The following is a 14549-nucleotide window of genomic DNA, read 5'->3' on the forward strand; positions in this document are numbered from 1 at the left end:
TGTGGCGGCTGGTCCTTGCTGTCGCGTTGCTCCGGCGCAAGGAGGCGGGGGGCACGTGGTGTGACGGGTCGGCGACGGACTCTTCTCAGTGCGGCCCGGGCGGGGGTGCCGTGCGCCGGGTGGCGAGCAGTAGGGCGATGTCGTCCGGGCGGTCCTGGGCGTGGCGAGCGGTCGCCGTGAGCCGGTCCGCCACACCTGCCAGGGACCGCCCGCCCGGCCGGGCCGCCGGAGCTCCGGCCTTCGAGAGGGCCACCCGCAGCGCCGTGATCCCCTCGTCGATGTCGGTGCCGGGCCGTTCGACCAGCCCGTCCGTGTAGAGCGCCAGGATCGCGTCGGGCTCCATCCGGAGCTCGGTCACCGGATAGCGGGCCCTCGGGGCCACGCCGAGGACGACCCCGCCGGGCAGGTCCAGGACCCGGGTGCGGCCGTCGGGGCTGCGCAGCAGGGGCGGGGGATGGCCGGCGCGGGCGGCCCTGGCCAGCCCGGTGGCGGGGTCGAGCCGGATGTAGCAGCAGCTGGCGAACAGGCCGGGATCGAGGTCGATCAGGAGGTGGTTGGTGCTGCTCAGGACCTCGTCCGGCGGGCGGTCGCCGAGCGCGAACGCCCTGACCGCGCTGCGCAGTTGGCCCATGGTGGCCGCGGCCTGCACGCCGTGCCCCTGCACGTCCCCGATGACCAGGGCCAGGCCGTCACCGGACTCGACGACGTCGTACCAGTCCCCGCCGACCTCCATCCCCGCGGTACCCGGCAGATAGCGTCCGGCGGTCTCCAGTTGCGGATGTGCCGAGAGGCGGCGGGGGAGGAGCGCCTGCTGCAGGCCTCGGGCGAGCGCGGCCTCCGACTCGTAGCGCTGTGCCTTCTCCATGGCGTGGGCGATGAGTCCGGCCAGCGCGGTGAGCACCGTGCGCTCCTCGGTGCTGAAGCCGCGCGGCCGGTCGAAACCGAGGATGCACGAGCCGACCGCCCGCCCGGAGGCGATCAGCGGCAGGAAGGCCCGGGCACCCTCGGTCGCGTCCAGGGCGATACCGGGGTAGGCGGCCGTCAGCTGCTCCATCGAGTCGAAGAACAGCGGACGACCGGTGGTGAGGGTCTCCACGCCGGGCAGGTGGGTGCCCAGGTCAACCCCGTCGAAGGGCGCGAGGAAGCCCTTGGGGAAGCCGGTCTCCCATTCCAGGTAGAGGTGCCGTTCCTGGAGGAGGTAGATCGCGAGCCGACGGCCGCCGAACGCGGGCAGCAGCTCCCGCATCACGACGGCGGACACCTGCCGGGCGGTGACCGCCTCGGTCAGGGCGATGGCCAGCGCGATCGGACGGTACAGCGGCGCGAGCGCGCTCATGCCCGTCTCGGACAACTCGGCGTTCTCCCGCCCCTCGGGGCTGTCCTCCACCCGGCTCGCGGGACGGACCGTGCAGGTCAGCCGGTCCGGACCGGGATGCACGGACAGCGCGAGCCAGTCGCCTTCGTACGGCTGCTGCGCGGACTCGGCGTCCTGGGGCGACGGCGGCCCGGTGTCCCGCTCGGACCGCGGTGATCCGGCGTCCTGGGCGGACAGCGCGGACCCGGCGCCCTGGTCCGACGGCGGTGGCCCGGCGTCCCGAGCTGACGGTGGTGACGCGGTGTCTCGAGCCGACCGCGGTGACCCGGCGTCCTGAGTGGACAGCGGTGACCCGCTGTTCCGTGAGGACGGCGGTGGCCCGGTGTCCCGGGCGGACTGTGGTGGCCAGGCGTCCCGAGCGAACAGCGGTGATCCGGCGTCCTGGGCGGAGCGCGGTGGTCCGGTGTCCCGGGCGGACAGTGACCCGGCGTCCCGGCTCGACGGCGGTGGCCCCGCGTCCGGAGCGGACGGTGGCGACCCAGTGTCCTGGACGGACGGCGGTGGCCCGGCGTCCCGAACCGACGGTGGCGACCCGGCGTCCCGAGCCGACCGTGGTGACCCGGTGTCCTGAGCAGTCGGCCGTGTCTCGGAGCCCTGTGCGGACGGGCGTACGAGATGGAAGTGGACCGGGTCCGGGGTGAGCAGTGCCGCCCGCAGGTGGTCCTCGAAGTCGGGGCGGGCCAGCCAGGGCACGGCCTCCCACAGGTCGCGGCCGACCAGTTCGGCGCGGGGACGGCCGAGGAGCTGGGCGGCGCGCGGATTGGCGTAGACGACCAGGCCCAGCCGGTCCACGCAGAACACGCCGTCGGGCAGCAGGTCGGCCGCCGAGTCCGCCGTGGGGCCGGGACCCGGGGCCACGACGACGCCCCGGACCGCGGGGTCGGCGGGCGGCTCGTAGGCGTTCCACAGATCCAGCAGGCGCAGGGCACCGTCCTCGTCCCGCAGATAGAGGGGCAGAGCGGGAGGGCGTCCGACGGCGGTGTCCCGCAGGGTGGCCAGAATGCGATGCGCGTCGCTGGGGGCCACGGCCTCGGCGAACGCCTCGACGGTGCCAGGGAACTCACTGGGCGGCACGCCCAGCAGGGTGTGCAGGTCCTCGTCCAGGGTGATGTCGGCCGTCTCGGGGTCCCAGGCGAAACGCCCGGCGCGTCCCAAGGACGTGGAGGCGGTCGGCGGCCGCAGACAGACGGGCTCGCCGTCCCAGGCGACCTGGTCCGGGTTCGCGTCCTCCAGGCCCCGCAGCGCCGCGCCCAGTTCCTGGGCGAGGCGCACCACACGGTCGTACTCGGACAGCACCTCGGCGGCGTCGCTGACGGCCGGGCGCAGCACGGTCAGCACACCGTAGGTCGTGGAACCGCCGACGACGGGCACATAGAGCGAGCCGAACTGGAACGGCAGTCCCGCGGCGAACTGCGGGTAGCGGCGCATGGTCTCGGTGGCGTTCGGCAGGACCACCTGGACCCCGAGCCGGTAGGCGTCGGCGACGGGGAAGGGGCGGTCGGAGTGCAGCCGCCACCAGGGACGGAACAGCGGTCCGGGCAGCCCCGACAGGACGGCGAGCCGCAGCAGTCCGGGCGTGCGGGAGCGCAGATAGACCCCTCCGGCGTGGCCGCCGGCCGCACTGACCGCCTCCGTCGAAGCGTCGATCAGCAGCGCCGTCAACCGCCCGGCCGTCGGGTCTGCGTCCTCGACGCTCCCAGTCATCGGCCCTACCTCGTCCGTGCGCCGTCCCGCGGGCGACACAGCAAGAATGCGCCACAAGGACACCGGCCCGCACCCGGGCGGCCCATATGTACACCTCGCTCACCCTGCTGGACAACCACAGAACGACCTCTTAGGCTGAATATCCAGATGTCGAAATTCTGTCTATTCATGTTCGAGGGCGGAGCGCCGGTGGTGAAAGACGTCGTCGACGGTGCGGACGAGCACCTCATCGGTGAGGCCGAGAAGATCGCCGTCGCGCTCGGCCGGATGTTTCCGGGGCTGTGCGAGGTGGTGCTGCACGATCTGCGGGATCCGCGCCATGCGATCCGGACGATCGAGAACAACCTCTCCGGCCGTCGGGTCGGGGACTCCGCGACCGAGCTGGGACTGGCGCGCATCGCCGACCCCGAGTACCCGAGTGTCCTGCAGAACTATCCGAACCGGTTCCCCGACGGTCGCCCCGTGAAGAGCACGTCCATCGGTCTCAAGAACGCCGCGGGTGAGTACATCGCGGCCCTGTGCCTGAATCTGGACGTCTCCGTGCTGTCGCCGGTCACGCTCGCCCTGTCCAACCTGGTCGCCACGGAGACCGAGCACCGCGAGCAGCCTCTGGAGACCCTGCGGGACCGCAACACCCGCGAACTGCGGCAGACGGTGGAGGAGTTGGCCGCGGAGCGCGCCGCCACGCCCCGGTCGCTGAGCAGACAGGACAAGAAGGCACTCGTACGGCAGCTGTACCAGGACGGGTACTTCGACTCGCGGGACGCCGCGCAGACCATCGCGGATCTGCTCGGGGTGTCCCGGGCGACCGTCTACAACTACAGCAAGTGAAGGACGCCCACATGACCGCCGCCGAACCGAACCCGTCGACGAGGACCCTGTGAGCCCCGTGAGTCCTGAGGGCCACGTGAGGACCCCCGCGAGCGCCACCACGCCCACTCTGTCCGACCCCGACACTCCGTTCGCCGTCGTCGACGTCCACAAGGCCAGGCGCAACGTGGAACGGCTGGCGGCCAGGGCCGACCGGCTCGGTGTGGGCCTGCGGCCCCATGTGAAGACGGCCAAGAGCCTCGATGTCGCCGCCCTCCTCCACGAAGGCGACAGCCCCTGCCCGGTCACCGTGTCCACCCTGGCGGAGGCGGAGGCGTTCGCCGACGGCGGTTACACCGACATCACCTACGCCGTCGGCATCGACCCCCACAAACTCCCGCGTGTCGTGGCCCTGTTGCGACGCGGTGTCACCCTGCGCGTCCTGCTGGACAGCGCGGAGCAGGCGGAGTTCGTCGCCGAGGCCTCGCGCCGGGCCGGACTTGTCGTCCCCGCCCAGATCGAGATCGACTGCGACGGCCACCGCGGCGGCCTTCGGCCCGATGCTCCCGGGCTCCCCGAGATCGGCCGCATTCTGCACGAAGCGGGCTGCCTGGACGGGGTGTTGACCCACGCCGGCGAGTCCTACTTCGCCCGTACGGCCGAGGAACAGCGCCTGGCCGCGAGGAACGAACGCGACAGTGCCGTCGCCGCGGCCGAGCGGTTGCGCGCGGCGGGCCTGCCCGTGTCCGCCGTCAGCGTCGGTTCGACCCCCACCGCCCATGCCGCCGAGGACCTCACCGGCGTCACCGAACTGCGGGCGGGCAACTATGTGTTCTTCGACCTGGTGATGGCCGGCCTCGGTGTCTGCCGCATCGAGGACCTCGCCCTGTCGGTCGTCGTCACCGTCATCGGTCACCGCCCCGAGTTCGGGTGGATCCTCACCGACGGCGGCTGGATGGCCATGTCCCGCGACCGCGGCACCGCCGCCCAGGCGCAGGACCAGGGGTACGGTCTGGTCACCGACCTCGACGGGAACCTCGTCCAGGACCTGGTCATGACGGCCGCCAGCCAGGAACACGGCACCCTCACCGTCCGCGACGGCACCCACCTGCCCGATCTGCCCATCGGCACCCGTCTGCGCATCCTGCCCAACCACGCCTGCGCCACAGCGGCCCAACACCACGGCTACCACGTCGTCAACGGGTCGCGGCCGACGGCGGGTGCGCCGGTCGTCCAGGCCTTCTGGGGCCGTGTCAGCGGGTGGTGATCCGCCGGCAGGCCGAGGTGGCGGAGCGCGCCGCGCCCGTCGCCGCCGCCATCTCCGTCAATTGCGGGGATCTCGCAAGGTATTTGGGGAAGCGATCGGCCAAAGCTGCCTGCGACGAGGGCGGTTGGAGTCAGCGGGTGCGCCGGCCCGGCGGCCACCCTGGCCTTTCGTCCAGCGTGCCCGCCATGGCGACACGCCGAGGGCGGTAATCGGACTTGCTCCGATGCGCAGGCGTAAAGTGCGGCGTGGGTGGGGAATCACCCTTGTGTAGATTGAGGCTTGTGGTATTGGAGAGGCCGTTTAAGGGGTAACTACCACCACGCGCGGGTGTTCAATCGTGGTGATGATCATGATGTGATCAGGGGGCACCTGGGGCTACGTTGCCGCTGTGATCACCTCTCAACTCCCCGTAACGTCACCCCCGCTGACCGAGACCATCGCACTTCGGCATCTGCTCTTCGGTACGCAGGCCGAGATCCATGAGCCGTGGCGCCGCCTGTTCAGCTCCGACGTCTTCGCCTACCACGAGGGGCTGACGCACCAGGAGCGCACGGAACTGTCCTATCAACGCCTACGGTTGGTGAACGCTGCGGTGCCCGACGCACAGGCCCTGGCCCGCGACCCGGTCGCCCTGAGCGCCCTGCACGAATGGGCCGGGGTGGCGGACGCCGGCATGACGACGATCGCCAGCATCCACTACAACCTGTTCCTCGGTAGTCTGCTCGAACACGACCACGAGGAAAGGGACTTGGGGCCGTACCTGCGGATGGAGCGCATCGGCACCTTCCTGTGCACCGAGCAGGCGCACGGCAACGACGCCCCCCAGCTGGAGACCACCGCGACCCTGGACCGGGCCACGGGCGGCTTCGTGCTCACCACTCCGACACGGGGTGCACGCAAGTGGATGCCCAACACCTCGGTGGCCGGCGGCCCGAAGGACGCGCTGGTCGCCGCCCGTCTGGTGATCGACGGCAAGGACCAGGGCGTCTTTCTCTTCCTGACCTCGCTGACCGACGCCAACGGCCGTCATCTGCCGGGCGTGGAAGTGGAGTTGCTGCCCCAGACGGCCAGCAGCCCGGTCGACCACTGCGCCACCTCCTTCCACGGGGTGCGGCTGCCGCGGACGGCCATGCTCCAGGGCGAGCACGGCCGGCTGACGCCCGACGGTGAACTCGTCTCCTCCCTGGGGAGTCCGCGCAAGCGGTTCCTGCGCTCCATCGGCCGCGTCACCATGGGCAAACTGTGCATGAGCGCCTACAGCCTCGGGGTGACACGGCACGCCCTGGCCGTCGCGATACGCCACGCCCACCAGCGGGTCACTTCGGGCATGACCAGCGGACAGCGCGTGCCGCTGTTCACCCATCGCACCCACCATGCCCCGCTCGTGGAGGCGCTCGCCACGACCTACGCCGCCACCTTGCTGCAGCGCGGGGTCGTACGACGGTGGGCGCAGGCGGCGGAAGGTGAACGCGACGAGGCCGAGCGGCTCGTGGCCATCGCCAAGGGCTGGATCACCTGGCAGGCCCGGGCCGTGATGACCGAGTGCCGCGAACGCTGCGGCGCACAGGGCCTGTTGCTCTCCAACGGGATCGCGGGCCAGCTCGCGGCCAACGAAGGCACGATCACCGCGGAGGGCGACAACACCGTCATCTGGGTGAAGGCGGCGGGGGAGATGCTGCTGGGCGGCTTCACCCCGCGTCCCCTCAGCGAGGTGCCCCCGGCCACCCGGTCCCTGCACGATCCGGCCCACCTGCACGACCTGCTGGGAGACCTGGAGCGAATACGTCACGAGCGGGCCCGTGTGCGACTGCGCGCGAAACGGGTCGGCTCGCCCCTGGACCGCTGGAACGGCGCCTCCGGCGCGGCGCTGACCCTGGTCGACGCCCACGCCCACCGGCTGGCCGCCCAGGAACTCCTCGCCGCGGCCGCGCAGGCCACCGATCCGCAGGTGGGCCTCCTGCTGGACCACCTCCACCGGCTGTTCGCCCTGCGTTACATAGCCGCGCACAGCGGTGAACTGCTCGCTCACGAGCGGATGACCGCCGAGCAGGTCCGATACCTGCCGGAGGTGCTGGAGGCCACCGTCGCGGCGCTGGCGCCGCACGCCCTGGCGCTCACCGACGCCTTCGCCGTGCCGGAGGAGCTCACGGCGCAAAATCCCATGCTCCGATCCGAGGGGGTGCCGGCGTGATCCTCTCGGCCACGTCCTGACCCGCCGAGAAGCGTCCCGGGGCCGCGGAAACACTCCGCGGCCCCGATTTCCTTTTAAGCCTTGGCTTATATAAGCGACAGGTGGCATAGTGGGTCGCGTGCACGCGTTCGACGTACTCGGGGATCCGGTCAGGCGCCGGATATTGGAGCTGCTCGCCTCCGGTGAGCAGGCGTCGGGCGAGGTCAGTGCCGTGATCCGGGAAGAGTTCGGGATCTCCCAGCCGGCCGTCTCGCAGCATCTGAAGGTGCTGCGGGACAGCGGCTTCGCCTCCGTCCGCGCCGACGGCACTCGGCGGCTGTACGCCGTCGAGACCGGGCCGCTCAGGGAGGTGGACGCCTGGTTGGAGCGCTTCCGGGGCTTCTGGGACCAGCGGCTCGACGCGCTCGGAACGGAGCTCGCGCGGGGAAAGCGCGAGCGCAGGACGCAAGGAGAGGTGAGCGACGATGAGTGAGATCGCCGACGAGATCAACCGTATGCACCGACGGGTCGGCACCCGGCGGGTCGAGAGCGGCGAGGCCCGGACGGTCCTGCTGCGCCGTACGTACGACGCCGAGATCGCCGACGTATGGGACGCGGTGACCTCCCCCGAACGGATCGCACGCTGGTTCATGCCGGTCAGCGGCGAGCTCAAGGTCGGCGGCCGCTACCAGCTGGAGGGCAACGCCGGCGGCGAGATCCTCGAGTGCGTGGAACCCGAGCGGCTGCGGGTGAGCTGGCTGTACGGCCCCGACCCCGGCTTCAGCGAGGTCGAAGTGCGCCTCACCCCCGGGAGCGGGGAGCGCACGGTCCTCGAACTCGAGCACGTGGCCGTCGTACCGGACGACTTCTGGGACCAGTTCGGACCCGGTGCCGTCGGAGTCGGCTGGGACCTGGGGCTCTACGGACTCGCCCTGCACCTGGCGGGCGGCGGGCTCAGCAAGGAGGAGGCCGCGACCTGGCACACCACGCCCGAGGGCAGTGCGTTCATCACCGGCTCGGGCGAAGGCTGGGGCGAGGCGTACGCCGCCTCCGGCGCCGACCAGGAGACGGCGACGAGGACGGCGGCAGCGACGATCGCCTTCTACACGGGCACGGAGGCCTGAGGCCGCGGCCCTTGCTCAGGCGGTGCGCAGGGTGCGGCGGGCCAGCTCGTACGCCGGGAGCATCTCCTCGTGCTCGGCGGTGTCGAGCCCGCCGAGGTGCACCACCACCGGCCCGTCCGCGGTCGTGACCGCGAAGGCGCTCTCCTTCTTCGTCTCCTCCAGGAGCTCGCTGGTGTACAGGTACTCGACCTCCACCCCCGAGACACCGCCGGTGGTGAAGGTGCGGTACTTCTCCTTGGTCACCCCGTCCTCGGCCGCGACGAACGCTTCCAGCACGGCCTGTGTGTCGGCGTCACCGGATTTCCCGGCCCATACGCGGAGGAAGCCGATGTTGCCCGCGGGCTTCGCGTCGATCTCGCAGGCCAAGGAGACCGGCCCCTGGCTCAGCGGCGCCTCCACGGCCTCCGCCTTCCAGCTCTTGGCGATGTCGAAGGTGACGGGCAGCTCGCACGCCGAACCGGCGGCGCCGATCGTGCCGCCGCCGGTCGCGGCCGTGTCGTCCGGAGGGGAGGTCTCCGCTGTCGCCGACGGGTGCGCGGACGCCTTCGAGTCGTCCCCCTCAGCGGCCTCCGAACAGCCCGTCAGCACACCGGCCAGCAACGCCGCATGGACTATCCGAAGCCGTGTGTTCCCCGCCCCGACCAGCATGGCCGTGTCTCCCTCTATTCAGTGGTGGTACCGGAAGGAGTCAGGTTAGGTGGCAGGAACGACGAATCGTGCGGCCAGGGGGAAGCGTTGTTGAGGTTCGAGGACTACTGCGAGGCGATCGTCGCCCAGACCGACCTGCTGGCCCGGCACGTCAAGGGCGCGGACCCGACCGCTCCGGTGCCCACCTGCCCCGGCTGGGACCTCGGCCGGCTGCTGCGGCACGTGGGCGGTGACCACCGGTGGGCGGAGGACATCGTACGAACCCGGGCCACCGAACCGATCGACGACGGCATGGTCAACGACCCGGCCGCCTACGCCCACCTGGACGACTCCGCGCTCGGCGGCTGGCTCGTCGAGGGCGCCGCGCGGCTGGCCGGAACCCTGCGGGCGGCCGGACCCGACGTGCCGGTGTGGACGCCGGCCGACGAGCAGCTTGTCGAGCGGTCCGCGAGGTTCTGGGCCCGGCGCATGACGTACGAGACCCTGCTGCACCGCGCCGACGCGGCACTGGTGACCGGCGCGGAGTTCGCGGTCGAGGAGTCCCTCGCGGTGGACGCCGTGGAGGAGTGGCTGGAGTTCTCGACCGTCCCCGAGGCCTACGCACCCCTGCCGGGCGTGCCGGAGCTGCTCGGCCCCGGACGTGCCCTGCGCTTCGACGCGGGGTCGGCGGGGGAGTGGCTGCTCGACCTCTCCGGGGAGCGGCCGGTATGGCGGCGCGGGACCGGCGAGGCGTCGGTGAGCGTGCGCGGGCCGGTGACGGACCTGCTGTTGTTCCTCTACGCCCGCCCGGCGCCCGGGGTCGAGACGCGAGGGGACTCGGAGCTGCTGGATCTGTGGCTCGGCCGCACCCGGTTCTGGCTGGAGGCGTAGGCGCACGGAGGGGCCGGTGTGGCCGAAGCCACGTGCCGGGGGAGACCGGAGCCATGTCCTCCTGGCGGGACCGCGGCTACCGTTTCGCGCAGTCCCCTCACCCACCAGCACCTCGGGCGGCCCGGCAGTGCAAGCAGATCTCTCCCCGGTCATCGCGGCGACCACTCACTGGCTGACGCGCGCCTTTCCACCGTCGGGCGGCGCGCTGGCCGCCGCGCTGTGCGAGGTGCAGGCGCGGCAGGCCGTGACGGTCGCCGCGTGGCTGCGCTATCCGACGGCGATGGACGCCGCGCTCGTCGGCATGGCGGGCCCGGGAGGCTCCGCCCGCCTCGACTGGGTCACCGGCGCGGACAGTGCCGACGACCGGGACGCCGAGGAGCATGCCTGGCGCAGCTGGGTGGACGAGGTCGTGGCCAGCTGGGCGGCCTGTCTGCTCACCGACCCCGACCTGGCCGAGCTGGCCGTGGCCGGAATAGCGAAGGGCGAGCACACGACGGGCACACCGACCGTGTTCCGCCGCCTGCTCGCCCCCGACGCGACGGATCGGCATGCCGCCGCCCTGCTCCGCCACCCCGACCTGCTCGCGTCGGTGGCCGGCCTGCACCGGGTCGAGCTGCTGGGCCGACTGGGTTCGGACGAGGCGCTCGTCGCCTGAGCGCGGGCGCGGCGTCGGCAGGCCGGAGGGGGCGGGAGGCGCCGGGCGTCCTCGCCTCCGCCTCCGACGGGGCGGGCCGCGGCGATCGTGCGGGCCGCGCGCCTGCGCTCCCGGGCAGGCCGCCGGTGCCGTTAGAGGGCCCCAGCTGTGCTTTGCTGGGGCCCTCTGATGACGTTCGCAGGCCGGCTGCGCCCTGCCGGAAGCCTCTGGTGACGGCCGAGTCCAGCCCGGGCCGTGCCAAAACCGTTCTGGCCGCGTCCCGAATCTCAGTCTTCCTTGCCCCGGCCCGACATGGCGTCCCTCAGCCGGTCGACCAGGCCGGCCCCCGGAGCGAGCAGCTTGTTGGCCGGAGGGGTGTCCGGGGCCGACGGGTGCGGGCGGGTCGGCGCCATCTTCTTGGCGCGGCGCACCTTCTCGCCCAGCTCGTTCAGCTCCTTGTCCGAGCACGCGACACGCAGCTGCGGGAAGAGGGTCTGCTCCTCCTCGGCGATGTGGGAGCGCACCTCGCTCATCAACTCGCCCACGAGCCGGTCGAACTCGGGATCGTCCGCCCCGCACCCCTCCAGGTCCTTCATGAGCTGCTCGGCCTTGGAGTGGTCCTCGATCTCCCGGTCCGCCATGGTGTCACCGTTGACCAGGTGCTTCCGTACCGCCGGGTAGAGGTACTCCTCCTCCGCGACCGAGTGCCGGATCAGCTCCATGGTGGCCTGGTCGGCGTACAGCTTCCGGTTCTTCTCACCGGGCGCCAGCGCCTCGATCTTCCCGAACAGCTCCTCGACCTCGTGGTGATCGGTCACCAGCTCGTCGATGACGTTTCCTCCGTGTCCCATGTTCGTTCACCTCCGCCCCTCGAGTGCCCTCGGCCGCCCTCCCTATGCCTGGTCAGAGGCTTGTGAGGAGCTGTGGGGACAATTGTTTGATCAACGTGTTGGTCCAGCGCAGCTGCCGCAGCGTCTGCGGATGACACGCCGTCACCAGCGCGAGCAGCCGTTCGTCCCGGGTGGCCTGGGCCGCCTGCGCGAGCATCTCCCAGTGCAGGGAGTTCTCCGTGGCGGCCAGATGCAGGGCCCGCAGGTCGCGCAGGAGCAGCAGCCCCTCCGGTCCCTCGCCCTCGTCGGAACTGGGCTCGGCCGTGTCGTCGTCGAGGCGCAGCCCCTCGCCCGTGGCGTGCTCGGACAGCCGGTCGGCGTGTTCGCGGGACCAGTCGGCGAGGTCCGTGGCGACGTGGTGGACCTCGTGTTCCTCGGCGTGCCGCTCGGCCACGGCCACGAGGTCCCGCGCCAGCCGCCGCTCCCCGTGGTGCAGGGCGCGCAGCGTGTGGGCGATGCCGTCCTTCATGGCGTGCCTCCCGGCTCACCGTTCTGTGTCGCGTACGCCTGCTGCCCGCCGGCCGTGGCCGGCACGGAGTCGGGGTCCGAGGGGGCCGAGGCCGTGGTGGTCGGCGCCGGTGCGTACCGTCCGTCCGCGCGGGCGACGAGGGTGAGCGCCGCGGCCGCGGTCTTGAACAGGGGCTGCTTGGAGGCGGGATCCCAGTCGGTGATCGTCGTCTCGTTCGCGGCACGCCCCGGGCCGCCCCCGTCCGGGCCGTCGCCCTCCTTCGTGTCCCAGTAGCCGTAGTGGAAGGGCACGAACAGCAGCCCCGGCCGGATGTCCGTGACCCGCAGCCGCGCCTCCAGGGCACCGCGCGGGGTGGCCACCCGCACCAGATCGCCCTCGCCCAGACCCAGACGCACCGCGTCCGCCGCGCAGGCCTCCACCCACACCTCCGGCGCGGCCTCGTCGAGCTGGGCCACCCGGCCGGTCTTGGTCCGGGTGTGGAAGTGGTAGAGCGTACGGCCCGTCGAGAGCTGGAACGGATACCGCTCGTCGGGCATCTCGTGCGGCTCGACGTAAGCGGCCGCCTTGAGCACGGCCTTGCCGTCCGGGTTGAGCGAGCGGTACTCCACCGGGTCCACGGCCGCCCCGGTCTCCAGGTCCTTGCCGTAGCTCTCGCAGTCGTCCGGGTGCGCCCAGGTGATGCCGTCCGTGTACAGCCGCTCGGTGCCCCGCGGGTTCGCCTCGGTGCACGGCCACTGGATGCCACCGGCGTCGCGCAGCCGGTCGTAGGAGAGGCCCGTGTAGTCGCAGGGCCGGCCCGCGCTGCACCGCTTCCAGGCCTCGAACGCCTCCTCGGGCGCCCGCCAGCCGACGAGCGGCCCGCCGTCCTTGTCACGGAAGTCCATGCGGCGCGCGAAGTCGAGGAAGATGTCCAGATCGGGCCTGGCCTCGCCGGGCGGCTCGACCGCCTTCTCGCACAGGTGGACGGTCCGGTCGGCGTTGGTGATCGTGCCCGTCTTCTCGCCCCAGGTGGCGGCGGGCAGGACGACGTCGGCGAGCCGGGCCGTCTCCGTCAGGAACAGATCCTGTACGACGGTGAAGAGCCGATCCTGCGCCAGCAGCGCCCGGATCCGGGCCAGTTCGGGCAGCGACACGGCCGGGTTGGTGCCGCTGATCCAGAGCATCCCGATCGAGCCCTGTTCGGCATAGCGGAACATCTGCATCGCATGCGTGGGCGGCGCGAAGTGCGGGATCGTGGACGGCTCCACGTTCCACACCTTCGCCAGGTCGGCCACATGGCTGTCGTTCTGCCAGTTGCGGAAGCCCGGCAGATCCCCGTCGGCGCCGCACTCACGGGTGTTCTGCGCGCTGGGCTGACCGTTCATCTGGAGCACGCCCGCGCCCGGGCGGCCCAGCATCCCGCGGATCAGGTGCAGGTTGTTGACCTGCACCGCCGCGGCGGTGGCCTGGTGCGCCTGGTAGACGCCCTGGAGGACCGTGGACAGCAGTGCGTCCGTCGTACCCACGAGCTCGGCCGCCTCGCTGATCCGCGCGGCCGGGACGTCGCAGATGTCCGAGGCCCACTCCGGCGTGCAGGACGCGACCCGCTCGGCCAGCTCCTCGAAGCCGACCGTGTGCGCCTCGACGAAGTCGTGGTCGACCCGGTCGTGCCGGATCGTCTCGTGCAACAGGGCGTTCAGCAGCGCCACATTGGCGCCGACCCGCGGTGCCAGGTGCACCGTCGCGTGCCGGGCCACCTGGGTCGGGCGGGGGTCCACGCACAGCAGCCGCGGCGGATCGCCGCCCGCCAGCCGGTCCAGCACCCGCGCCCACTGCACGGTCTGCGTCTCGGCCATGTTGTGGCCGAACAGCGCGATCACGTCGGCGTGGTCGAGGTCGTCGAAGCTGCCCGGCTGGCCGTCGCAGCCGAACGACTCCTTCAACGCCTCGGCCGCGGTCGCCGTGCACAGCCGCGTGTTGCCGTCGAGATGGTTCGTTCCGACACCCGCCCGGGCCAGCACCGCGAGCGTGTAGTACTCCTCCAGGAACAGCTGCCCGCTGGTGTAGAAGCCGATCGAGCCGGGCCCGCGCTCGTCGAGCAGTTCCCGGGTGCGGGCGGCCACCAGCTCCATCGCGGTGTCCCAGTCCGTCTCCACGAGATGCCCGTCGCGCCGTACGAGCGGCCTGGTCAGCCGGTCCGAGGAGGCGTTCGCCTGCCAGCCGAACAGGTCCTTCGGCCCGAGCCTGCCCCGGCTGACACGGTCCTCCGCCCGTCCCCGCACGCCCGCCATACGGCCGTCGACGACGGCGATGTCCATGGCGTCCCCGCCGGAGTGCAGCAGCGACGCCGCCCCCACCCACCTCTGCACAGCGCCGGGCTCCACACCTTCCGCGAGATATGTGTCCACCCTGGACGGCCAGGTCCCGTGGCGCCGGTACGGCAACCGGGCACCCCATGGATCCGCGATCCGGTCCGCCTTCATGACGGCCTCCCTGACAACGCCGCTGATCGCTCCTGAGTACCCGGAGCCCGGCGCCGGTAACGGTGGGTGTAAGGCGGGCCGCTCGATGGAACCCGCTCCAGGACACAGCCGTACGACGCTCCCAGG

12 protein-coding genes are annotated in these 14549 nt (G+C 71.9%); 7 read left to right on the forward strand and 5 right to left on the reverse strand.

Going from position 1 to position 14549, the window contains the following annotated elements; translation table 11 throughout:
* Positions 1-85 precede the first annotated feature (85 nt).
* Entirely contained in the window at positions 86-3079 is a 2994-nt protein-coding gene (locus BFN33_RS11255; protein WP_069759810.1) for a SpoIIE family protein phosphatase, read from the reverse strand.
* Positions 3080-3247: 168 nt separating this feature from the next.
* Here BFN33_RS11255 and BFN33_RS11260 point away from each other — a divergent pair, with 168 nt between their 5' ends.
* The 5 genes from BFN33_RS11260 to BFN33_RS11280 all read left to right on the forward strand — a co-directional run bounded on the left by BFN33_RS11260 (position 3248) and on the right by BFN33_RS11280 (position 8450).
* A complete protein-coding gene (locus BFN33_RS11260) occupies positions 3248-3910 on the forward strand; it encodes a transcriptional regulator (RefSeq protein WP_088245305.1) in 663 nt (220 codons plus the stop codon).
* Between the two features lie 76 nt (positions 3911-3986).
* Positions 3987-5156 carry a DSD1 family PLP-dependent enzyme gene (locus tag BFN33_RS11265; protein WP_256122720.1) on the forward strand — a complete coding sequence of 390 codons (1170 nt, stop codon included), beginning with the start codon at positions 3987-3989 and terminating at the stop codon, positions 5154-5156.
* Between the two features lie 388 nt (positions 5157-5544).
* Positions 5545-7347: an acyl-CoA dehydrogenase gene (locus tag BFN33_RS11270; protein ID WP_069759813.1), complete on the forward strand. Its 1803-nt coding sequence runs from the start codon at positions 5545-5547 to the stop codon at positions 7345-7347.
* 109 nt (positions 7348-7456) lie between these two features.
* Positions 7457-7819: a helix-turn-helix transcriptional regulator gene (locus BFN33_RS11275; RefSeq protein ID WP_069759814.1), complete on the forward strand. Its 363-nt coding sequence runs from the start codon at positions 7457-7459 to the stop codon at positions 7817-7819.
* Positions 7812-8450, forward strand: coding sequence for an SRPBCC family protein (locus BFN33_RS11280; protein WP_069759815.1), 639 nt, complete (start codon positions 7812-7814; stop codon positions 8448-8450). The genes BFN33_RS11275 and BFN33_RS11280 overlap by 8 nt, the downstream gene beginning before the upstream one ends.
* Before the next feature lie 15 nt (positions 8451-8465).
* On the opposite strand, the gene BFN33_RS11285 is transcribed toward BFN33_RS11280, so the two are convergent.
* Positions 8466-9098: a lipoprotein gene (locus tag BFN33_RS11285; RefSeq protein WP_069759816.1), complete on the reverse strand. Its 633-nt coding sequence runs from the start codon at positions 9096-9098 to the stop codon at positions 8466-8468.
* Positions 9099-9185: 87 nt separating this feature from the next.
* On the opposite strand from BFN33_RS11285, the gene BFN33_RS11290 reads away from it, so the two are divergent.
* On the forward strand, positions 9186-9968 hold the full coding sequence (locus BFN33_RS11290) for a maleylpyruvate isomerase family mycothiol-dependent enzyme (RefSeq protein WP_069759817.1): 783 nt from the start codon (positions 9186-9188) through the stop codon (positions 9966-9968).
* 127 nt (positions 9969-10095) lie between these two features.
* Complete coding sequence (locus BFN33_RS11295) at positions 10096-10623, forward strand: hypothetical protein (RefSeq protein ID WP_069759818.1); 528 nt, start codon at positions 10096-10098, stop codon at positions 10621-10623.
* Between the two features lie 266 nt (positions 10624-10889).
* Here the strand turns inward: BFN33_RS11295 and BFN33_RS11300 are convergent, their stop codons facing one another.
* The 3 genes from BFN33_RS11300 to BFN33_RS11310 are packed head-to-tail and all read right to left on the reverse strand — an operon-like array spanning position 10890 to position 14423.
* Positions 10890-11453 carry a hemerythrin domain-containing protein gene (locus BFN33_RS11300; RefSeq protein WP_069759819.1) on the reverse strand — a complete coding sequence of 188 codons (564 nt, stop codon included), beginning with the start codon at positions 11451-11453 and terminating at the stop codon, positions 10890-10892.
* Positions 11454-11505: 52 nt separating this feature from the next.
* Positions 11506-11961, reverse strand: a complete 456-nt coding sequence (locus BFN33_RS11305; RefSeq protein WP_069759820.1) for a hypothetical protein — start codon at positions 11959-11961, stop codon at positions 11506-11508.
* Positions 11958-14423, reverse strand: coding sequence for a molybdopterin oxidoreductase family protein (locus BFN33_RS11310; protein ID WP_069759821.1), 2466 nt, complete (start codon positions 14421-14423; stop codon positions 11958-11960). The genes BFN33_RS11305 and BFN33_RS11310 overlap by 4 nt, the downstream gene beginning before the upstream one ends.
* Between the last annotated feature and the right edge of the window lie 126 nt (positions 14424-14549).

Source organism: Streptomyces sp. LUP47B (assembly GCF_001746295.1).
GTDB lineage: Bacteria > Actinomycetota > Actinomycetes > Streptomycetales > Streptomycetaceae > Streptomyces.